This window comes from Gimesia sp. (assembly GCF_048260065.1).
Taxonomy (GTDB): domain Bacteria; phylum Planctomycetota; class Planctomycetia; order Planctomycetales; family Planctomycetaceae; genus Gimesia.
Genome location: NZ_JBLXHC010000004.1, coordinates 492,555 through 514,847, shown reverse-complemented (window position 1 = coordinate 514,847; position 22,293 = coordinate 492,555). Strand labels below are relative to the sequence as shown.

The 22,293-nt window shown below is 52.1% G+C and carries 13 protein-coding genes; 5 read left to right on the top strand and 8 right to left on the bottom strand.

Annotation, left to right across the window (positions count from 1 at the left end; genetic code table 11):
• Nucleotides 1-24 precede the first annotated feature (24 nt).
• Nucleotides 25-1,320, bottom strand: coding sequence for a hypothetical protein (locus ACN0YN_RS10490; protein ID WP_417384955.1), 1,296 nt, complete (start codon nucleotides 1,318-1,320; stop codon nucleotides 25-27).
• 219 nt (nucleotides 1,321-1,539) lie between these two features.
• A complete protein-coding gene (locus ACN0YN_RS10485) occupies nucleotides 1,540-2,823 on the bottom strand; it encodes a glucose-1-phosphate adenylyltransferase (protein WP_417384954.1) in 1,284 nt (427 codons plus the stop codon).
• Between the two features lie 322 nt (nucleotides 2,824-3,145).
• Here ACN0YN_RS10485 and ACN0YN_RS10480 point away from each other — a divergent pair, with 322 nt between their 5' ends.
• Complete coding sequence (locus ACN0YN_RS10480; protein WP_417384953.1) at nucleotides 3,146-6,493, top strand: PVC-type heme-binding CxxCH protein; 3,348 nt, start codon at nucleotides 3,146-3,148, stop codon at nucleotides 6,491-6,493.
• A gap of 281 nt (nucleotides 6,494-6,774) precedes the next feature.
• Entirely contained in the window at nucleotides 6,775-8,112 is a 1,338-nt protein-coding gene (locus tag ACN0YN_RS10475) for a replication-associated recombination protein A (RefSeq protein ID WP_417384952.1), read from the top strand.
• A 34-nt stretch (nucleotides 8,113-8,146) separates the two neighbouring features.
• On the opposite strand, the gene ACN0YN_RS10470 is transcribed toward ACN0YN_RS10475, so the two are convergent.
• From ACN0YN_RS10470 to ACN0YN_RS10455, 4 genes are all read right to left on the bottom strand, one after another.
• A complete protein-coding gene (locus ACN0YN_RS10470) occupies nucleotides 8,147-8,791 on the bottom strand; it encodes a hypothetical protein (RefSeq protein ID WP_417384951.1) in 645 nt (214 codons plus the stop codon).
• A gap of 403 nt (nucleotides 8,792-9,194) precedes the next feature.
• A complete protein-coding gene (locus tag ACN0YN_RS10465; protein ID WP_417384950.1) occupies nucleotides 9,195-10,310 on the bottom strand; it encodes a tRNA-queuosine alpha-mannosyltransferase domain-containing protein in 1,116 nt (371 codons plus the stop codon).
• A gap of 105 nt (nucleotides 10,311-10,415) precedes the next feature.
• Nucleotides 10,416-12,155: a SulP family inorganic anion transporter gene (locus tag ACN0YN_RS10460; protein ID WP_417384949.1), complete on the bottom strand. Its 1,740-nt coding sequence runs from the start codon at nucleotides 12,153-12,155 to the stop codon at nucleotides 10,416-10,418.
• A 206-nt stretch (nucleotides 12,156-12,361) separates the two neighbouring features.
• Entirely contained in the window at nucleotides 12,362-12,667 is a 306-nt protein-coding gene (locus tag ACN0YN_RS10455; protein ID WP_417384948.1) for a hypothetical protein, read from the bottom strand.
• Nucleotides 12,668-13,033: 366 nt separating this feature from the next.
• Between ACN0YN_RS10455 and ACN0YN_RS10450 the strand changes: the two genes are divergently transcribed.
• Genes ACN0YN_RS10450 through ACN0YN_RS10440 form a run of 3 tightly spaced genes read left to right on the top strand, consistent with a single transcriptional unit; the run spans nucleotide 13,034 to nucleotide 17,536 of the window.
• Entirely contained in the window at nucleotides 13,034-16,777 is a 3,744-nt protein-coding gene (locus tag ACN0YN_RS10450) for a S8 family serine peptidase (RefSeq protein ID WP_417384947.1), read from the top strand.
• 35 nt (nucleotides 16,778-16,812) lie between these two features.
• Complete coding sequence (locus ACN0YN_RS10445; protein WP_417384946.1) at nucleotides 16,813-17,223, top strand: thioesterase family protein; 411 nt, start codon at nucleotides 16,813-16,815, stop codon at nucleotides 17,221-17,223.
• A gap of 4 nt (nucleotides 17,224-17,227) precedes the next feature.
• On the top strand, nucleotides 17,228-17,536 hold the full coding sequence (locus tag ACN0YN_RS10440; RefSeq protein WP_417384945.1) for a putative quinol monooxygenase: 309 nt from the start codon (nucleotides 17,228-17,230) through the stop codon (nucleotides 17,534-17,536).
• A gap of 7 nt (nucleotides 17,537-17,543) precedes the next feature.
• On the opposite strand, the gene ACN0YN_RS10435 is transcribed toward ACN0YN_RS10440, so the two are convergent.
• Together ACN0YN_RS10435 and serS are read right to left on the bottom strand one after the other, a co-directional pair.
• Nucleotides 17,544-20,678: a tetratricopeptide repeat protein gene (locus tag ACN0YN_RS10435; RefSeq protein ID WP_417384944.1), complete on the bottom strand. Its 3,135-nt coding sequence runs from the start codon at nucleotides 20,676-20,678 to the stop codon at nucleotides 17,544-17,546.
• Between the two features lie 303 nt (nucleotides 20,679-20,981).
• Complete coding sequence (gene serS, locus ACN0YN_RS10430) at nucleotides 20,982-22,262, bottom strand: serine--tRNA ligase (protein WP_417384943.1); 1,281 nt, start codon at nucleotides 22,260-22,262, stop codon at nucleotides 20,982-20,984.
• Nucleotides 22,263-22,293 lie beyond the last annotated feature (31 nt).

Here is a 22,293-nt window from a genome sequence, read left to right as displayed (position 1 = left end):
GCTTTTATCGTAATGGAATATTCCTTACTTATTTCTTTCAGCTTCGTACACATCCAGTACGGTCTGCAATCGTTCCTTCTGTTCGGGAGTCACTTCGAATTTCTGTTCCGGAGTGCTTTCGTGATGGACCGTAACAGTCGGGTCGGCGATCATTGCGCGAAGCATGGGGATTTGATCTGGCGTCAGCGGTGCATCCACCCAGAGCCAGCCCTGCTTATCTCGCTTTCGTCTGATTTCCTGTTCCGCCAGACTGGTATCTTCTAATTGAAGCAGTTCCGCTTCTATAAAATTAAGAGAGATTCCATAATGAAACGCGCGACTGACAATTTTTTTCTGTTCGGCGGTTAAGTTGGCAAAATGTAACTTGATTGCTTTACGTGCATCATCAGACAGTCTGAACTGATTTTGAACCAGGACATTTTTCGAATTCGCCAGCCGATCTTTTCGCTGCACTAATCGCTGGTAGTTACTTTCCGCTGACTGGATTTTCTGATTGAGTCGTTCCATCTCTGTGATCAGAGATAACCGCCGTTGATTGAGTTCCTGATAGGCTTTATCCTTACGGCTCTGATCATACTTAAATCCCTGGAATTCCTGCTTGTACTTCGCTTCAGCCTGTTGAAATTCCTGATGCTTTTCGTCGAGCCAGTCCTCAGATTGAATCAGTAAGATTTCCACTTTGACCGGTTCCCATTCAGGACTTCGCAAAGAACCGGCAAAGAACAGTCCCCGCTGATGGGGTTGTACAACTTCAGACTGGAACACGAAACGACCGCCGGCGGTTGTCACAACAAAAGGACCAGATCTGGACTGACCGGGAAGTAACTGTGCGATCCGCAAATAAAGTTTCTCAGGGCGGCCCGCTCGCTCTGTATAATACAGTTGAAAATTGTTGGGAGCGTAGCGGGTTGCCGGGGCGTGCTTATGGCTGATGCGATAGTAAGGCAGAAATGCACCATCCAGGCTCGGGACTTTTCTGAGCATCAACTTGCGGGCTGCCTCTTCAGAGATAGGTGGCAGGGTAATCGAAATCTGATCCCACTTATCTTCTACGCGGCGGATGATTCCCAGAATCAATTGATCCTGATGGGTGATCATGCTCAGTTTCTGATCTGCAGATCGGGGGGACCGCAGATAGCTGCCATTAATCACGCGGATCAGATCATTTTCCTTGAGACCAGCCAGGGAAGCACGCGAGTTTGATTCGACCAGTTTCACGATCACCGCACTCTCTGTGCGCGGGGGAAAATCAGGAATCTCTGTATTTGCTTCGCGTAGCGTTTTTTTATATTCAAAGACCGTCACGGTCTCAAAACCCATCTCATACTTCCTGGTCGGAAAATCTGCCTGCGCAGAATTGGAACCGAACAGCAACACAGCAACCGTGAACAGTACTCTCATCTTCCTGGCCCTCATCATTCACAACGAACACAACATACGTTCACAGTATAAACAACCGGGCACACATTCAAGTTGACCTGTAAAAAAAGGCAGCCCCGAAGGACTGCCTTTCTGATTGATCTATTTAGCTGAGGGGCTCTACAGCTTCCACCCATCCGCGAGTACGGTTCCTTTCGGGACCACAATGATTCCGTCGCGGATTAAGACGTCGGTGTGATCGAAGTCCTGTTCGCTGTGGCCGTTGGGTTCGATGCGGGCATTTTTGCCGACGCGGCAGTTTTTGTCGACGATCGCGCCTTCAATATAAGCGCCATCGCCGATGCCGATGGCCGGGCGGTCGTCGTTTTCCAGGGTCTCTTTGCATTCGTCCTGGTAGTAGTCGGCTCCCATGATCACCGAATTGCGAATCGTCACGTTCTTGCCGATCCGGCATCGCAGGCCGATCACACTGTTCTCGATCACGGCTCCTTCGTCAATTTCACAACCGTCGGCAATCAGGCTGCGTTTGATCGTCACCCCTTCGCAGCGCGTCGGCGGCAAAAAGCGAGGACGCGAATAGATGGGGGACTTCTCAACCACAAAATCGAAAGGCGGATTGGGATGCGCCAGCGCCAGGTTCGCATCATAGAATGATCGAATCGTGCCGATATCTTCCCAGTAACCATCGAACAGATGCGCGTGCACTTTGTGTGTGCGGATCGACATCGGGAAGATTTCTTTGCCGAAATCTTCGTAGTCGGTCTTCTTCAACAGATCCACCAGCAGATCGCGGTTGAACAGGTAGATCCCCATACTGGCCAGGCAGTCGCGGCCGCGGCTTTCGATCCCCTGCTGGTCGATCCATTCGGGAGGCGTGCGGACCATTTTCAGCTCTTCTTCGGTCTGCGGTTTTTCCAGGAAGCCTTTGACGCGACCGGAGTCATCCACGCGCATGATCCCGAATGCAGCCGCCTGCTCGCTGGAGAGGGGCACGGTCGCGATAGAGACATCGGCATTCGACTCGATATGGTTGGTCAGCATTTCAGCATAATCCATGCGATACAGCTGATCGCCGGAAAGGATCAGTACATAGTCGATGTCCGACTGTTCGATGCAGCGAATGTTCTTACGGACGGCGTCCGCGGTTCCCTGGTACCAGTCGGTCCCTTCCATCGTCTGCTGGGCCGCCAGGATTTCCACAAAGCCACCCCCGAAGGAATCAAACTTGTAAGTCTGACGAATATGGCGATGCAGACTGACCGAGTTGAATTGCGTCAGCAGATAGATGCGGCTCAGTTCACTGTTGATACAGTTGGAAATCGGAATGTCAATCAGCCGATATTTTCCCGCCAGCGGAACGGCCGGCTTGGAGCGAAACTGAGTGAGTGGAAACAGGCGGGTTCCCTTGCCTCCGCCAAGGATAAGGCTGACGACATTTTTCATAGAGCGATCCGATTCTAGTGCAAAAAGCACCTTATAGCGTGAGTTCGTACACTTTTGTTAGCAAACTTAATGAACAGATGGAAGAAGAACAACAGTCTTGCTTAGATGGTTCATGTTACTCAGATTGCGGTTCGCAAGCCAGTTGATAATGCAGTGTACTGCGCGGGTCGGACAAATTTTCTGACCAATTTCAAATCTGTATTGATCAGGCAGATTAGGAGAATCTCAGGCTGTGATCTGCTTAAATAGACCGTTAAGATAGTATCAATTCTTCTTCATCCATTTTCATTACCTGCCAGCCGTCTCGCCGAGGAGTGTCATCTTGTCGTACGTTTTCTGTCATAAACTGTCTCTGCTTCCCCGTCCTGTTGCGCTGGTTGCAGTCGTCTGTTTCGCTTCACTCCTGCCTCAACTGGCGTTTAGTGAAACTCCCTATTCGCCCGCCATCGCGGAGGCCTCGAAAGAAGGCGAACAGGCGATCCAGGGTTTCCGTGTTCCCGAGGGAATGCAGGTCAGCCTGTTTGCCGCCGAACCCCTGCTGGCGAATCCGGTGGCCTTCTGCATTGATGAGCAGGGGCGGTTCTATGTCGCGGAAACCTACCGCCAGGGAAAAGGGGTCGAAGACAACCGCAGTCACATGAACTGGCTGCACGACGATCTGGCAGCAGAAACAATCGAAGACCGGCTGGCCTACTTCCGGAAACACCTCAAAGACAAAATCAACGATTATGCTTTGGAGCACGACCGGATTCGTCTGGTCGAAGACCGCGACGGGGACGGCAAAGCCGACCATGCGAGTGTCTTTGCGGACGGCTTCAATCGTATCGAAGAGGGAACCGGTGCCGGCGTGCTGGCCCGCGGCGGATATGTCTATTACACCTGCATCCCCCACGTCTGGAAACTGAGCGATACCGCCCACGAAGGCAAAGCAACCCTGCGCGAAAAACTAAGCAGCGGTTACGGCATTCGCGTCGCGTTTCGCGGTCACGACCTGCATGGCCTGGTGCTGGGCCCCGACGGACGCCTCTACTTCAGCATCGGCGACCGGGGATATAACGTCACCACCAAAGAAGGCAAACACCTGTTCCGCCCTGATACGGGAGCCGTCTTCCGCTGTAACCTGGACGGGAGCGAACTCGAAGAATTCGCCTACGGTCTGCGCAATCCACAGGAGCTGGCGTTCGACAATTACGGCAACCTCTTCACCGGCGATAACAATTCGGACAGCAGCGACAAGGCCCGCTGGGTCTACGTTGTCGAAGGGGGAGATACCGGCTGGCGGATGTATTATCAGTACCTCAGCGACCGCGGTCCGTTCAACCGGGAAAAGATCTGGCACCCTGCCCATGAGGGACAGCCTGCTTACATGGTCCCGCCGATCATTAACATCGCAGACGGTCCTTCCGGGCTGACCCATTACCCGGGTGTGGGTCTCTCCGACCGTTACAAAGATCACTTTTTCCTCGCCGACTTCCGGGGCACCCCTTCGCAGAGCGGTATTCGTTCGTTCGCCGTCAAACCAAAGGGGGCTTCGTTCGAACTGACCGACGCGCATGAATTCATCTGGCAGATCCTGGCCACCGATCTCGACTTCGGCTACGACGGCAGCCTGTATGTCAGCGACTGGGTGAATGGCTGGAACGGACTGGGCAAAGGCCGCATCTATGAATTTACCGATACGAAGCACGCGAAAGCCGCTCTGGCAGCTCACTCGGCAGAACTGATGAAACAGGGCTTCGCCGAACGTTCTCCCGCAGAACTGACAAAACTGCTGGCCCACGTTGATCAGCGGATTCGCATGGAAGCCCAGTTCGCGCTCGTCGATCAGAATCAGTTAGCGGCCCTGCAGCAGGTCGCGATCTCATCAACAGATCAGTTCGCCCGCCTGCATGCGATCTGGGGCATCGGCCAGCTGGGGCGCAAAACCAGTTCCGCCGTCACCGGCATTCAAAGTCTGCTCCAGGACAGCGACAGGGAAGTCCAGAGTCAGACCGCCAAAGTCATCGGCGAAGCGGGGTTCAAACCTGCGATCCCGGCATTGATCGATCTGCTCAAAAATCCGTACGCCCGCGTGCAGTACTTTGCTGCTGTCGCACTCGGAAAGCTGGAGGCCCCGACAGCGGTCGCCGGTCTGTTGGAACTGCTCAAACAGAACAACAACGCCGATCCCATGCTGCGGCATGCAGGTATGCTCGCTTTGACCCGCATCGGAAATACTGACGCGTTAATCGCAGCCGCCAATCATGAATCAGCCGCGGTACGCCTGGCAGCCGTGGTCGCTCTGCGACGTCTGCAGCGAAAGGAAGTCAGCCTGTTCCTGCAGGATTCCGACCCGCTGGTCGTCCTGGAAGCAGCCCGGGCCATCAACGATGAACCCATTACGGATGCGGTAGCGGATCTGGCCGCCGTTTCGATCACTGCCGACATGTCGGATGCTCTGCTGCGACGCGTCATGAATGCCAATTTCCGCATGGGAACTGCAGAGAACGCTGCTGTTGTTGCCAGGATCGCCGCCGACACGAAAGTGCCCGAAGTACTGCGGCTGGAAGCGATCGAGGAACTCAACCAGTGGAACGAACCCGCGCCCCTCGATCGCGTTTTGGGCCGCTGGCAGCCGATTGAGAATCGCGCGCCGATTGAACTGACGGGCATCGTTGGTCCCATCGTCCCCGACCTGTTCCAGAGTTCTGAAAAGATTAAGGAAGCGGGAACGGGGCTGGCAGCGAAGTACGGCATCAAAGAAGCTGCCCCGATGCTGGCGGAAATGGTCGTCGACACGAAACGTCCGGTGGATGTACGGGTCGCTTCGCTGAATGCCCTCGATAAGCTTGGGTATCCAGAGATTGCGGACATCGCTCAAAAGGCAATCAAAGATCAAAAGCCGGCACTCCGCGTGACCGGTCTGAATGTCCTGGCGAAACACGATCCCCAGGCAGCGTTAACGCCGCTCGAGCAGGCGATTCAGAAAGGAACCACCATTGAGAAACAGGGGGCCCTCGCAACGCTGGCCGAGATAAAGCTACCGGCGGCAACCAGTATTCTGATTGACTGGATGCAGAAACTGGTTCAGCAGCAGGTTCCCGCGGAAATACAGCTCGACCTGCTGAAAGCAGCAAAACAGAAACAGTCTCCCGAACTGGATCAGCTGATTGTCAAGTTTGACGAGAAACGTCCCCAGGATGACCCCATTGGCGGATATCTGGAAACGCTGTCCGGCGGGAACGCTGCCCGGGGGCGTGAGATCTTTTTTGGTCGCAGCGACACTTCATGCCGTCGCTGTCACAAGATCAGAAATAATGGCGGGGAAGTTGGTCCTGACCTGTCGGGAATTGGCATCGATAAAGACCGCCGTTATCTGCTGGAGGCGATTGTCGCGCCCAATAAAGCGATTGCCAAAGGTTTCGAAACCGCCGTGCTGGCGATGCTGGACGGAAAAGTGATCGTCGGCATTATTCGCAACGAAACCGATACGGATCTGGAATTGATGGACGCGAAAGGGACGGTGATTCATGTCTCCAAGGATGAGATTGATGAGCGAGCGTCCGGCAAATCAGCCATGCCGGAAGAAATAGTCAAACAGCTCAGTAAAGATGACCTGCGAGACCTGGTCGAATTTCTGAGCCAGCAGAAGCAGAAACGAAAAGGCACGTCAACGAAACATGAAGGATAAGTAACCGTTGTTGCAACCGTTGATTAATTATAGAATCGTCTCCTTGTCTTGGGTGGACGAGCCGAGTAAAATGAGGACATAACAAAACAGAGAAACAACCTCTGTCATGTTGATTCAAAATCGTGAGTTGACCCTACAAATATTAAACTGGGGACCAACCAGATTCGGCCGCGTGTATATCCGGTATATCCGGCTCACACAACCCGGGTCATCAGGTTCCCACTTTGCAATCACGGGTTCTAATAACACCCGCGTATGAATCACTTGGCGGAGGTTTTTTTATGGGCTTGTTCGACCGGCAGGAATCCGGGAATCTGGAAAAAGCCAAACCGCTGGCCGCCCGCATGCGTCCTCAATCGCTCGATGAATTCGTCGGGCAGTCACATTTCCTCGGCGAAGGCAAACTGCTGCGTCGTATTCTGGCCGCCGACCGTATCGGCTCACTGATCTTTTACGGCTCTCCAGGTACGGGGAAAACGTCGCTGGCCGAACTGATCGCCCGCCAGTCCAACCGCCGCTTCGAAGCGTTGAACGCGGCTTCCGCCGGCATCAAAGAAGTCCGTGCGGCGCTCGACCGCGCCCGCGATGAACTGGCGACCGGCGGCAAACAGACGATTCTATTTATCGACGAGCTGCATCACTTCAGCAAAGTCCAGCAGGACGTGCTGCTGCCCGATGTCGAGTCCGGCGTTGTCGCGCTGATTGGCGCAACAACCTCTAACCCGTTCTTCTCACTTGTCTCGGCGCTCATCAGCCGCAGCCAGATCTTCGAATTTCAACCTTTGTCTGCTGAAGAAATTCAAACACTGATGCAGCGGGCCCTGCAGGACGAAAAGCGGGGACTGGCCCGCTACAACGTGACTGTGGAACAGGAGGCACTCGACTTTCTGATTGAAGTCTGCGACGGCGATGCACGACGCTCTTTGAACGCGCTGGAAATCGGCGTCCTGTCGCTGCATGGCTCAGAACGGGTGTTTGATCTGGACGTCGCGCAGGAATCGATTCAGAAAAAAGCGATCCAGTACGACCAGGATGGGGATGCACATTACGATTCCGCATCTGCATTGATTAAAAGCATGCGCGGCAGTGATCCGGATGCCGCGTTGTACTGGCTGGCGCGGATGATTGAAGCCGGGGAAGACCCGCGGTTTCTGGCCCGCCGCATCGTGATTGCCGCCTCGGAAGATGTGGGGAACGCGGACCCGACCGCATTGACGCTGGCCATGTCCGTGTTCAATGCCGTAGAAAAGATCGGCATGCCCGAAGGACGGATTCTGCTTTCGCAGGCCGTCACATATATCGCGACCGCTCCCAAATCGAACGCGTCATACGTAGCCATCGATGAAGCCCTGAATGATGTCCGCAACAAGGCACTGCTGCCGGTTCCCGTTCACCTGAAAGACTCGCATTACAAAGGGGCTGCACAACTGGGACACGGGGAAGGCTATCAATATGCCCACGCTGCGGAAGAGGGTTGGGTCGATCAGGATTACCTGGGAGTCGAAAAAGAATACTATCGGCCGGTTGAACGGGGTTATGAAGCGACAATCCGAAAACGACTGGATGTCTTCAAACAACGGCGCAAAAAAACAGGAACGGATGAAGACACCCGTTCCTGACCCCCTCAGTGCATCTCGCCGGCGAATCAGCAAATCAACAAAGTGGCTGCTGTTTCAAACCGACGATTGTGATCGCCTTGGCAACTTCGCGTTCCTGCAGCAACCCTTCCAGGTTGGGCATGAAGTCCACCGACATGAACCACTGCATCAGAACGTCAAGCATCGGTTCGATTGATTCTTCATCAATCCCGAACTCTTCTTTCATAGGCAGTGCTTCTTCAGGTGGCATGTCCTGGAACTGACTGATCAGCAGGAAGTCACCTTCGTTGGACAGATTCAAGTGCAGGTTACGAATTTCGGATGAAAGGAAATGATCCACGGAAATGTGCACGTCCAGTGGCCCCCCCGCCAGGTAGCGGCGTGCTTCTTCCGGTTGTTCATCAATGATGCGTGCTGCGGTTTCACAGACGGCATACACGACGCTTTCATCAACAAGGTCGCCTTCGACGTTCTCGCTGGACAGATGCTTTGCCCAGGTAACAGAGAGCAGATCCAGTTGCACGTGTGGCGGGACGCTGCGCAGAAACGGAACTTCGGTCAGAAAACCGAATGAATCAAACGGGTCATCGCCCACCTGCTTTGCCAGAGCGATTCGCTCCAGAGTATCCATGAACGCAATCCGGAATGCGATATAGCTTAGAAATGTTTGAGGCAGGACGTCTTTGGAGATTGTAAGCATGATGATAATCGCTTGGCAAAAGTTGTAATTCTCAGATGCTTCAGGCAATGTCATTCACGCTTCAAACACTGTCCTGAAATCAGTTACACTTCGTAAGTGACAGGTATTACTTTGCCAGACAGGTATCCCAAACACAATAAAAAAGTTTTGAAAATACTTTGAAAAACGGTGGATTGATTAAAGTGCATGACTCTCTGTCAACACTGTAATACAGGGCCTAAATTACTCACCAAACCACATTTCGACTAAAATGTGTAACCGGTAAACTGGCCCTGACTGGCATAATCGCTACAGCACAATAGACGGCGATCACATTGTAGGAATCAGCACTATTCCAAACCCGTTCAACCCGCCTGATCGTTACGGTTTCCACTGGAAGACACGACCATTTTTTTACGAAATCTCAGCGAGAACACCGGTTACGACTCAGATCCAGGCCGGTGTCCAGTTCCCGGGAAATCTGCTCCCAGTGATAACGGGCGGTAATTTTTCCGAGCCTGTCGCGCAGATCAGCGTCTGTTGAATCCGGTTGTGTTGATTGGGATAACGCCTCGATCCGCGCGACAAGAGATTCCGTGCTTCCGTCGTAAAAACATTCGGGCGTCTCAGCAAAGATTTCAGGGTAAGCCAGGCGGCTCGGCAGCACGGGCAGGCAGCCTGCTTCGACTGCTTCCAGAATCGAAATGCCGAAAAACTCGTGAATCGCAGTCGAGATCACCAGATCGGCATGGGCTAATACACGCTGATACTCCGACCGGTCTTCCAGAAATCCCCAGTGATCAATACGATCAGCGTACTCAGTATGCAGGCTGATAAAACAGTCGGGTATTTCGGGAGTCGACTGCCCTAAGACACTCAGTCGAAAATCAACTCCCGCCCGATCCAGCATGCGAATTGCATCACAAAACTGTTCCGGATTTTTGTCGTATTCCCAGCGGGCTACCCAGAGCAGCTGCAGTGATCGCTTCTGGTCTGATCGCGCTGTCATTTCCTTTTTCTGAATACCGGGTGAGATTACTGCTGCTTGCTGCACGCATTCTTCCAGGGCAGCGTTGAAAGCATAGTCGGGCATGCGCTGCAGAAAGTCACGAGACGCCTGAAAGAATTCCTGTTGATGAAAATCGGAATTGAACCAGAGTGAATCTGCAGCCAGCGCTGATTTCAGATTGATGAAGCCATATGTCAGATCGCGTGTTTCGCCTTGTGGAAGCGGATAGGTCCATTGATTTTCATGAAAGTATACAATGCGAGGCAGTGCCGCTGTTGCTGCTGGTATCAGCCCGAGAAATGCAGGCAGATCAAACATGTCGGTGACAAAGATCGCATCCCAGCGTTCACCGGCTTCTATCCGCTTGCGGACCTCCAGAGCCAGCGTTACCGCCGCATGCTGCATCCGCCATTTCCAGTGTCGCGCCGGTAGCGTGAGCGTGGTGAAGTCATGCACGCTGTGGGAAATCCACTGCATCAGAAATTCACGATGGCTGCCGCCATGGTAGGCATTGATTGCCAGAACTCGCATCAAACCGTTCTCTACCCGCATCCGGGCCTGAAATTAACGTTTGTAGAAAAAAACGCCTGCAGAAATAGACTCACTGGAGACAAAACTGCAGGCGTTCTGGTTTGATTAAACGTGTTCCAGAGTATCCTGTTCCACGTGTTCTGAGTGCGATCCCTGCTCCTGTTCAAGGTGCTGGATTCGCAGAATCGCATCATTAAAGGTTGCCAGGCAGTTTTCTTCGGTCACTTTTTCAATGATCTTCAAGCGGGTCAAGGTTCGTTGTACCTGAGGCCTGAGACCGGTGAAAAATACTGTTGCTCCCTGATCATGTGCTTTTTCAATAATATCGTCAAGCAGGTAAGCTCCCGACATATCAACCATGGGAACCCGCGCCATGCGGATAATCAGGTATTTGTAATCGACGAGTGAAGACGAAGCCCGATAGATCGTATCGGAAACGCCAAAGAACAATGGTCCCTCCAGCCGCAGCTTGAGAACTTTCTCCTTGAGTTCATTCGGCATGGAAACATCGGCAGGCAATGTCCGATCCATCTGATTCAGGCTGACGACGTTCTGCTCGTAGGCCTGTCCCAGTTCCTGCACGATGCGTACGAAGGCAATTGTGATGCCGACGCCCATGGCGACCAGCAGGTCGACCGAAATCGTCAAAATCAAAACCGTCCAGAAGCAGATGGAATCCATGAACGGCATCCGATGTAATACGGGCAGCACGCGGTAATCAATAATATCCATACCGACTTTGAGCAGAATCCCTGCCAGACAGGCCATCGGGATATAGCTGGCATACGGTGCCAGGCCCAGCATCAGCGCCAGCAGTACCACACCGTGGGTAATGGAAGCCAGGCCGGTTTTACCGCCACATTTGATATTTGCCACCGTTCGCATGGTAGCGGTTGCCGTGGTGACACCACCCACCAGGCCACAACCGATATTCGCAATCCCCTGCCCAAAGATTTCCCGGTCACTGTTGTGCCGTTCGCCGGTCATGTTATCCGCCACCAGGCAGGTCAGCAGGGAGTCAAAAATACAGAGTCCGGCTAACGCGAAGGCACCGCCAATCATATCACCAAAGCGGGAAAAGTCTGGAATATACAGGTGAGGCAGTCCGACCGGCATGGAACCGATAAACTCAATATCTTCGAAACCAAATCCGTGCGCAATACTGGTCCCCACAATCAGCCCCAGCAGCGGTGCCGGCAGCCATTGTTTCTTTGTCACGCGCGGCCAGAGCAGAATCGTAAAGAATGTCGCCAGCGAGACAATCAATGCATGTGGCTTTTCATGCATGATGTCGAAGGGAATCTGTTTGATGGCTCCTATGACGGAATTGGGTGTCGCGAAACCCAGCATCGGAGGAATTTCCAGCAGGATGATAATCACACCAATCCCGCACATGAATCCGGAAACAACGGAATAAGGCGTGTAATAGATGAAGCGGCCGATTTTCATGAGTGCCAGCGCGATGCAGATCAAGCCACTTAAGAAAACCATCGACATGGCGAACACCACATCCGGTTCGCCTGATGCCAGTTTGGTCGCGGCAATGATTGCCGCCAGCTGAACCACTTTGGGACCGGTGGGACCACTGACGCCGGTATTGGAACCGCCAAACAGTCCGACCAGGATGCCACCGCAGATCGCGGCCCACATCCCCGCTTCCGCTCCTAAACCGGATGCCACTCCAAAAGCCAGTGCCAGAGGCAGTGCGATGATGGCAACCGTAAATCCAGCGAGAATGTCATTGGGCACATTGGTGTGCATAATCCTGATATTATGCCACGGGTTAAAATCATTGATATATTTTGCAAAATTAAATTTGGGTTGATTCGAATCTGGTTGTGACATGTTGGGAATCCATAAAACGATTTACCTGAAATCATTCAGATGAAATCAATGAAGAATAGAGCAATGACTGTTGAAACAGCTCAAAGTAACCCAGATCGAACAGCATCATTTCTCAGGTGAAATGAATGAGGAACTGATCTGAGTGAGCGCAACAGGAAAGCGACCAGTGAAGCGAAATGATAAGCAAACCGAAAAAACGGGCTGCTTCAGCAGAGGGAGGGAGGACCGCGGCTGATATGAATCTCATCGCGGTCAGACTGTTTTACGTTGAAATCAACGTTTTGCAGCAGTAAGCCAAAGTGTGGCTGCGCGATTAAGAATTCGGCATCCTGGATCAGTGTTTCTTCTTCGACCGAGTCTTCACTCTCCTCCAGCTCATATTCAGCACAGAGCCAGTCAGGATTTGACTCGGGATTATCCAGTAAACTCGAACCACCCAATAGAAAAACGATGTCCAGTGCAATCACTGTACAGAGCAGGAACATCAGGTGGTGGCGGGTATTCTGAAGCATGTATCAAGGATATTTTATTTTATCACTTTGTCAATAACGCGTTTGTGAACTAACCTGAGAATAAGTGATTCCGTATTTGCCGGCTTCCGGGCTGCATTCGTAAGTACTTAGGAAGTCTACTCTATCTCGTATTTTCTCAGGACTCCAGTATTCACAAAGAGTACTCGGCATGTGAGAATATGAAAGAGTCTGGCAAAATACGTCCTATATTAAAGTATGGTCTACCAGGGAAGAAATAACGGTTAACGCCTGCCTGGCGTATCTGGTTCTCCAGAACAGATTCACCTTCCTGACTGATATAACCACTAAATATAAACCAATTCAAACAGGGCCAACCGCCCTGAATCCCGAAAGCGTGAGGGGCTGATGAGTCGTTTACATCGTGATAATCTGCTGCGTTCCTGTCTGGTCATGATCTGTCTGGTCTGCTGGTTGATTCAGGGCAGCCAGTCAGCATCGGCACAGATGAAAGAAGAATTGTGTGACTGTTCTCCGGAACTGACACTTCTGTTGCGTGTGAACGATGTGCGTCGCACAGCAGATCTGGTCACCAAAGCGGGAGGAAAAATTGTTTATGATCCGAACCTGGGAATTGGAAACGATATTCCGTTCCTGGTCGTGAATCTGCCTCCGACGAAACTCAACGACAAAAAATTCATCGATTCACTTAAGCTTCCTTCCGGCGTGATGGAAGAAATCGTCCCTACTAAGATCGTTCCCCAGGCGCAACCGGACATTGATCCATCAAACGTCGATTCAACCAACTCAGCAGAGTTGCAGGTGGCCCCGGAAGCCGATTTCGATTCGCTGTACGTCCCTCTCGATGACATCAAGGTACCTGCACTGCGAAAGCGGGTTGCCGGCAAAGGTCTGGGAGAAGGGACTATCGTCGCAATCATCGACACCGGTATTGATACCAGTCACCCCGTTTTTCAGGATCGTGTGATCTTCTGGAATGATGCCACACGGGAAGGTCGTTCGCCTCTGTCCAAGAACAGACAGCTGGATGGCAAGATCGAACTGGAACACAACAAGTTCGTCGCGTTACCCGAAAAAATCAAAGAAAATGAGTACGTCTTTTCCGGCTATATCGACGAGAAAAAGCTGGGATTCCAACAGGGTGACCTCTGGACCACACTCGATAAAGAAGGTGTGGATATCAATCGAAATGGCACCAAAGACGACAAACTGCTGGTCGTCGTCGGTATCATTCCGAACCCGGAACTGGCCAAACTGGAAGAAGCCAGCAAGAAAGCGGCCGAAGAACGCAAAGCGGCTGCGGCCAAAGACGAACCTATTCCAGCTGAAAAACCCGATCTGGAAAAACGGGACATGACCAAAGAATACGCGCTGGCATTCGTCGACGTGAACATGGATGGCAAGTTCAGCAAAGAAGAAGCCGACACCCCGATCATGGACTTCAATAGCGCACGGAAAATGCAGCGGGAAGATCTGAAACCACCGTATCAGATCATGCTGGAATTTCCTTCCCGTACCAAGCGCATTGCCTACCCGCTGTTGTTCCGTCCTGATGCGAAAAAACAGGTTACTGAAATCACCGTCGCTTTCGACCAGCAGTCACACGGCACCCATGTCGCAGGGATTGTGGCCGGCAGTGGTCTGCAGATTGAAGGCGCCGCTCCCAAAGCCGAACTGATGGCCATCAAGGTCTGCTCAGGTCGCAGCTGTACCGACCAGGCGATTCTCCGCGGAATCATCTCCGCCTTCTTCAATCCGCAGGGTTATGTTCCTGATGTGGTCAACATCTCGCTGGGCAGCCACGAAGGCTATCTCAAACGTCCTTTGAGTATTCTGTTGCAGGACCTCTCGGCAAAATTTGGAACGACCTTTTTTGTCTCCGCCTCCAACGATGGTCCCGGTTACCGTACGATCAACGGTCTGGGCGGATCCAGCCCGGCAGTCTTTGTCGGCGCTCATGTTTCTGCTAATACCTTACGCGAACATTATCGACTGGCCGAAGGGGTGAATGCCCCCGAGCATGGTTTGCTCTACTTCTCGTCTCTGGGTCCTTCCTACACCGGTGAAATGCGACCCAACGTGGTTGCCCCCGGATCGGCGCTGTCGTCGACTCCGCTGAACTCGGACGGTTCCAGCATGTTCAACGGGACAAGCATGTCTTCTCCCATCGCCGCAGGTGCAGCTGCCGCCATGCTGTCTCTGATCAAAGCAGACAAAGATTACGCCAAAGTCCTGGAACGACAGGAAAAGAAGATTGAAGCCATCCGGAAAAAATCTTCCGACAGTAAATACTCACTGACCTCGCTGGCATTGAGTATGCGACTGGCACTGGAAAATTCCGCCATGCGAATGAAGGGCTTTACCTACGCACAACAGGGAGCAGGTCTGATCGACATCGATAAAGCCTATCCCGAATTTTTGAGGCTCGCCAATCTGACGCTGGAGGCGAAAAAACAGACTGCGGAATTCAGCATCAATCACTATTCAAAATTCAATCGCCTGTATGATCGTTCGAATAATATCGAAGCACACAAACGCGTGGACCTGGATCTGAATATTGACGGCGAAGTCTCTGACCAGGGAAGCCTGTTATTAAAGAATACCCCGGCGATCGTCAAACTGGAAAAAGTAGAAGTTCAGGACAGTGACGGTACCGTTACAATTCTGGATGTCAACGGAAAGAACGACAAGGTCCCCTTCTCGATCGCGTTACCCGGTAAAGAAGAAGCACAGGGCAACCAGATTTCGCTGGTCCTGTCGAACAGCAGTAAATCGTTCTTCTACAGTACCCGTAAACGCGATCTGATGGAGACCGGAAAAACCTATCTCGCTTATTACACCGTCTCACAACACGGAGAGCGCGAATTCAGTTTCCTCGACGTGGTTCATAAACCGATTGAACTCTCGGACCTGAATACGGAAGTCAGTCTTCCCAGTTTGAATCTGCAGGATTCCGAACGGGTCGCTGCGTTCGTTGTACCACAAAAGACGATCTCCGCCGGTGCCTACCATCGGTACCCCATCGCCGTCACACGCCGCGACAGCAGCCTGACTGTGATGCTGGGTTTTGTTGCCAACAGTTCGGGACGGTTACTGGTCAGTGTCTTCAACCCCGATGGTGAAGAAATCGGTTATCGAGTCATTCAACAGACGGCCCAGCTGGGTGGTGACCGTTCCAATGCGTCTCTGACGGTCTCTACCAAAGATGAAGGCATTCATGAAGTGGTCGTCAGTACGTTCAGTGGAAACTGGTTGAACGAATCGAAATATGATCTGCTGATCGAAGCACAGCGGTTCCGTGCCTCGACAGACGACCTGGCTCTGGCAACGGTTGACTCCGGAAAAGAATCGGAAAAACTGATTACGTTTTCCAATTCTTCGAATCAGGTCAAAAGTATGTCCGCCAGCCTGGGAAGCCTGACCCGGGTTGTCCCTCAGGACAATTTCCCGATCCTGGCCAACTATCGTACATTCCGTAAGCTGGATATCCCTGAGTGGAGACCGGAAAGTGGTGAGAGCCAGACCACCAGCGTGCGGCTCACGTTTCCTCCCGATGACAAAAAATATGAAGGCTTCAGTGGACGCATTGACCACAGGCTCTACAAAAAAGGCCCCGACGGCAGTATGGTCGAAGCCCATAAAGGCATGTTTTTTGGACGCGGAAAATCGTTCAACAATATTCCCCGCCCGGAACCGGGTAAACCTTATGAAACGCTGTATGCTGCCGTCGATACTTATTTCACGGTTCCTTATGACGAAGGCCTGAAAGACAGTCAGGGAACGATCACCCTGGATGCATCCTTCCCCGGAATTCCGGTAAAAATGGAAGGCTCATTCGATCTGAAAATTCTGACTGTCGGCAGACCGGATGTGTATATCCTGCAGATCAAAGGTCCGAAGAGACTGATTAACGCCTCTGCTGCGAAAACGAATTACAGTAACTCATCGGAAGCGATTCTGGAAATCCCGACGCAGATCAATGGGATCTCCAAAATCAAAGTCACCTTACCGGTGACCGTCACTCCCGATATCAAATCCTCACTTGCGAAACAGTTGATTCGATCCTCCATCAGTATTTCGACCAGTGATTCCCGGATCTCAGACACGATTCCGATTGAGATTACGCAATAACCGGGCCATCAGCTTTAGTCAGGAACTGAGATCTCATGCAGGATCAGCAACCTCGTATAGGGGCACAACATTCGATTTCGTTTGAAGTGGAGAGCAGCCAGGCGATTACTTTTTCGCGTGAAGCAGAGATTTCCGTGCTCTCTACGCCGTCTCTGATTTGGTTTCTGGAACAGGCCGCGTTACAATTTCTGCTGCCGTGGCTGGATGAAAAGTCGATCAGCGTGGGCACACATGTGGACGTGGAGCATCTGGCTCCGACTCCCGTGGGTGCAACCGTAAACTGTACCGCGCAATTGATCTTTCAAGATGATCCCGTGTATCGCTTCAAAGTCGAAGCGTATGCCGGTGATGAAAAGATCGCGAAAGGTCTGCATTCCCGACGGATCATTCAAACCAGCCAGTTAGTACGACGCCTGCAGGCATTGGAATCGAAAAGCAGAAAGTAAACACATGATCTTCGTCATCGCTGATATTGAAATCGCAGAGGGTAAACAGGCCGCATTTCTGGAAGCCTTTCATCAGTTAGTTCCCCTGGTCCATGCAGAAGATGGCTGTATCGAATATGGTCCCGCGGTCGATGAAGAGACCGACATCCCGGTCCAGGTGAAGAACGGCAGCCAGATCGTAACCGTCATGGAAAAATGGGAGAGTGTTGAAGCGCTGAAAGCACACCTCGCTGCGCCCCACATGCTGACGTATCGGGAACAGGTCGCTGATCTGGTCAAAGGGACAAAGATCAAAGTTTTAAAACCGGCCTAAGCGAAGCTTATGGTTTAGGAGCAACCAGCGGCAGCTCCTCTGTTTCCGGTTCTGTCTGACCTGCGGGTGCTTCCGGCAGAACCGGGATCAGTTCTCCAGTCAACTGATACAGATAAAATCGGACCACTGGTCGATAAGCCGTCGCTGGTTCCGTTTCCAGTATCTCGCGCAAGTGTCCTGTCGCCAGTTCGGGTTGTCCCGCTTCGATTTCACACCGGGCCAGATTTAACAGCAGGGGAATCTGCTGCTGCGAGAGCCCATACAGATAATTCGCGATCGATACTGCATGCTGAGTAGGCCAGAAGCTGTTGGAAATCGGCTGGATCAGTGGCATGGACTGCAGGACTCCCGCAATGCGGGCTTCTTCATGCGCCCGAATTTCCTGACGCCATAAATCAAAACAGCCACGATAATTCCCATTCCCCAGGTTGGCGAAAGCGGCCTGAGCCCGCCAGGGAATCTGAGGATTCTGCACCGCTTTCTGCTCCAGCATGGACATCTGATTGTCCGCTGCTTCCGACTGACCGACTTCCATCAGAATGCTCGCATTCAGATTCTGTGCCAGTGGATTTTGCGCCAGGTAAACGGGATCATCCAGGTAACGCTGTGCCAGCAGGACAAAGCCGTTCTGATATGCCTGGCTGGCCAGTTGCAGTCGTTCGGCCCCTTTTTCCTGCTGGGCATCCAGTTCCTGCGTGATCTGAGTGATTTGCGAATTCAGTTTTTCCAGATGATCTGTATAAGCTCGCAGACGGGCAAATGCATCATCCGATAACTCATCCTGATCTTCGATCATTTCCAGATACGTTTTCAGTTCACGATGTGCCAGATCAACCTTCCCCATATTGGAATACAGGTCGAACAACATCAGATGCGTCGGTGCAAATTCCGGTTCGATTACCAGTGACTGATTGTAGGCATGCAGAATCTGGAAGTAACGCATCCGATCAATGACGATGGCAGGCGGCTGATTTCGGTCCGTGGGTGGTGCCAGCAGTTGTGCTTCCAGGCTGGCCAGATAACCGTAGGCACTCCCCAGGATGCGAAAAGCTTCTGCACTGTTCGGATCCTCAATTAAACCCCGGTTTGCCTGCTGAATTGCCAGAATCGCAAAGCAGGATGAAAGCTCATGGTTTCCGCCGGACTGTGACATCAGCCCCAGGTAGTGACGGGCCGTCTGCACATCGTTCCCCATACTTGAACTCTGAGGGAGCAGATAGCGGCTGTAAAATGATTTGGGGCGAGCCCAGTCGCTGCGAATTTCCGGAAAGTCTTTCTGTTCCCGAAATGCCTGTTGTTTAAAATCGAGCTGATGATCCGCCAGGAATTTCTTTGTGTTTTCGCTTTCATTATCAGTCCGGTAGAAGACAGCGGTCGCTGCGTTCAATTCCGTCAGTTGCCAGTCGGGAGTGGTCAGCAGATCAAAAAACGTGCGATAATCCGGATTCATGCCAGACAGCCGGGGAATCACATGGGTTACCTGATAATGATTAAACGTCTGCTTCCAGACATCAGGCAGACCGCTGCCGGTCTGATCGTCGCGTTGCACACGCAGAGCGCGTCGCGTTTTATCATGTAGTTCAATCAGGTCATCTTCACCCGTTCCGGCAAACAAAGCCAGGCGGTTATCAACAAATGATTTCTGATCCAGCCAGATCAGCAGGTCCCCCTGCTCCAGCACGAAATGGAACGGCCGATTATCCAGCGATTCTGTTAATGCTTCCTGATATCCTTCAATAGTATGTTGCAGAGAAGGACTGAAACCAATGCCCACGGCATGACGTGTCGAACCCTGCCCCTGAAATCGGCCGCAGACCACCAGGTAAGCCAGTACGAAAAATGTCAGCACCGTCAACGCCCGGCCACCGCGGGAAAACAGCAGCTCGCTGGTTTCAATGCTATATGTCTGGCGGAAATTGTCCCGATACCAGATCTGAAAATTCCGGTTGGCAAAGATCGCACAGAGTACACTGGTCACGACCAGTTCGTGGCTGGCCAGGACAGATAAACCGCAAAAACCAACAAAGACAAACAGCTGCCCCCAGCTCATCTTGGACTGGTTCAACACGAAACTGACAAACGTCAACAGAATCAGAATAAAGGAAGCGACGGTGTAGTGATTCAACGATTTCCAGAACAGAGACGATGTCATGGAAAAATAGCCAAGTTCTTCAGGTCGGACTCCGCCGACAAACATCGAACGCAGCATAGGGTAATCGACCGTATAATAACTCAGTCCAGTGGTGAGCGAATGCCAGCCGACGGGATTGAGCAGCGTCGCGATCAGGCTGCCTCCCAGAACCATCCAGAGTGCCTGATAGTCAGTGTCATCATTTAAGACGGAACGGTCCAGCATGGAAGCAACTGTTTCCCCCAGCGCGAACAGCCCGAGTAATGTAATCCCCAGAAAGACTCGGGGATCCAGATTGGCCCAGACCAGAAACAGGGGAACCAGCATCCACATTGCGCGGGATGAGTTTCGTTCCTGCCACTGATGCAGACAACTCAGGGTTAACACGATCCCCAGGATCGTAATGATTTCCGGTGTGACATTCAGTTGCGGAAAACAGGCGATCAAAGCCAGGACAGCCAGGATCGATCCCCACCAGGTGGAAATCTCTCTCTGGCAAAGATGGACGATGATATAAAACGTAATCCCCAGCAGCAGAATCTTAAACAGCGTTAAGCCGGTATCACCCAGAACGCCATACACGGCCGACAACGTTAAATCGAACAGCCAGGCATTGTTGTACCAGGGACGATCATTGGCGGTATAAGAAAAGACATCGTTCGCGGGAGGCCAGAAGCCATGACTCGCGATATACTGCCCGGTTTTGACATGCACCAGGGTTTCCGTATCCGAGATATAAGTGGCTGCAAACAGACAGGCCAGCAGAATCGCCGCCCAGCGTAACATAAAGTCGCCACGAATGGCTTCGTCTTCCACCAGTTCGGGAGTCAACGGCTCCCACTCAGGCAAACCTTCTTCTTCCGCACTCTGACTCACCAGAGCCGCATCAGACTGACCCGCTCCCGACTGATCCCCGTCAATTTCTTCTGGAGACCTGTTTTGTTCGGAGCTGGATTCAGAAGGATCGGGAGAGTTTTCGTCAGGCAAATCTTTGTCTGGATGATCGTTCACGTAATTACTCAAGATCTGAAACGGGGACGAAATAAGAAAAGTACACCGAGAGCAATTTTGGCGGGACTACACACAGGTTGTCCAGCTAAAACCAGTAATAATCAGGATTTGCTGAAGAGCGTCTCCCGTGAAACTAAAAGTATCTGATATACGTATTTAATTGATTAAGATGGTCTTCGAAACGACTCAAAAAACCTCAGGTCAGAAAAGATTAGACTTTTCCCGGCGGGATGCGTCGAAATACAACTCTCCCTCACTCTTTACGAGTTCCAGATCAACTCCGTTTGCCTGAAATCGGAAGTTTTAACCAATCTGATCTTTTCCAATCCAGGGACGCAGCACTTCGGGCACCAGAATGGTTCCGTCCGCCTGCTGATAATTTTCCAGAACGGCAATAATCGCCCGGGCAATCGAAACGGCAGTCCCGTTCAGGGTATGCACAAACTCCGTTCCCTTCTGTCCGCTGGACTTACAGCGGGTTCCCAGTCTTCTGGACTGGTAATCCGTGCAGTTGGAAGCGGAAGTGACTTCGCCGTATTCGCCTGCTTCGCCACGACCGGGCATCCAGGCTTCGAGATCATATTTTCGATAAGCGGGTGCTCCCAGGTCACCGGTGCAGGTATCGACGACGCGATAATGCAGCCCGAGTCCCTGGAAGATTTCTTCTTCGATCCGCACGATTTCTTCATGCATTGCATCGGAAGCCGCATTAGTTGGTTCTGTGAAAGCAAACATTTCCACTTTTGTGAACTGATGCACGCGATAAATTCCACGCGTTGCCTTACCGTGCGCCCCGGCTTCCGTACGGAAACAGTGTGACAGGCCGGCGATCTTGAGAGGCAGCGTCTCGCGGTCCATGATCTGATCTTTCATGGAGCCCCCCAGTGTAATCTCTGCAGTGGCAACCAGGCTGAGGTCGGTATTCTCAACCGAATAAATCTGGGTTTCATCGCCACGGGGATTGAAACCGATCCCTTCCAGAATCTCTTTGCGGGCCAGATCGGGAGTGCTGTGCAGCACGAAGCCTTCCTTCACCAGTTTCTGCATGGCATACTGGCAGAGTGCCATTTCCAGCAGGACCGCTTCGTTTTTCAGATAATAGAATCCGTGACCGGCGACGCGCGTACCTGCTTCGAAATCAATCAGATCATGCTTCTCGGCCAATGCCACATGATCGAGGGGTGTGAAATCAAATACGGGTTTCTCGCCAGAGGTCCGCACTACGGTATTGGCTTTGTCTTCTTTGCCCACAGGCACATCCGGGTGTGCCAGGTTGGGGACGCGTGCCTGTTCGCTCTTCAGCAGTGTCTCGACTTCGCGCAGTTCGATCTCAATCGCGGAGACCTGCTCGCGCAATTCTTTACCCTGTGCGATCAACGTCTGCCGGGAATCGTTGTCTGCTGCCTTGGGAATTTGTGAGGAGACCGTTTTCTGTTCCTGCCTTAAATTGTCGCCCTGAACAATCAGCTCTCTACGGCGCTGGTCCAGTTTGCTCAGTTGCTCCAGATCGACTTCGATTCCACGATTGCGACAATTCTCAAGAATGACTTCCTGATTCTCGCAGATGAACTGCAAATCCAACATAAGAAATCAACTACTCCATGCAGAGTTCAGA

Excerpts from the sequence above, each read along its gene's own strand:
- ACN0YN_RS10465 (WP_417384950.1), bottom strand. The coding sequence starts at position 10,310 with ATGCGAGTTCTGGCAATCAATGCCTACCATGGCGGCAGCCATCGTGAA.
- ACN0YN_RS10440 (WP_417384945.1), top strand. The coding sequence starts at position 17,228 with ATGATCTTCGTCATCGCTGATATTGAAATCGCAGAGGGTAAACAGGCC.
- ACN0YN_RS10455 (WP_417384948.1), bottom strand. The coding sequence starts at position 12,667 with ATGCTTCAGAATACCCGCCACCACCTGATGTTCCTGCTCTGTACAGTG.
- ACN0YN_RS10450 (WP_417384947.1), top strand. The coding sequence starts at position 13,034 with ATGAGTCGTTTACATCGTGATAATCTGCTGCGTTCCTGTCTGGTCATG.
- ACN0YN_RS10470 (WP_417384951.1), bottom strand. The coding sequence starts at position 8,791 with ATGCTTACAATCTCCAAAGACGTCCTGCCTCAAACATTTCTAAGCTAT.
- ACN0YN_RS10445 (WP_417384946.1), top strand. The coding sequence starts at position 16,813 with ATGCAGGATCAGCAACCTCGTATAGGGGCACAACATTCGATTTCGTTT.
- ACN0YN_RS10475 (WP_417384952.1), top strand. The coding sequence starts at position 6,775 with ATGGGCTTGTTCGACCGGCAGGAATCCGGGAATCTGGAAAAAGCCAAA.
- ACN0YN_RS10460 (WP_417384949.1), bottom strand. The coding sequence starts at position 12,155 with ATGTCACAACCAGATTCGAATCAACCCAAATTTAATTTTGCAAAATAT.
- serS (WP_417384943.1), bottom strand. The coding sequence starts at position 22,262 with ATGTTGGATTTGCAGTTCATCTGCGAGAATCAGGAAGTCATTCTTGAG.
- ACN0YN_RS10485 (WP_417384954.1), bottom strand. The coding sequence starts at position 2,823 with ATGAAAAATGTCGTCAGCCTTATCCTTGGCGGAGGCAAGGGAACCCGC.
- ACN0YN_RS10490 (WP_417384955.1), bottom strand. The coding sequence starts at position 1,320 with ATGGGTTTTGAGACCGTGACGGTCTTTGAATATAAAAAAACGCTACGC.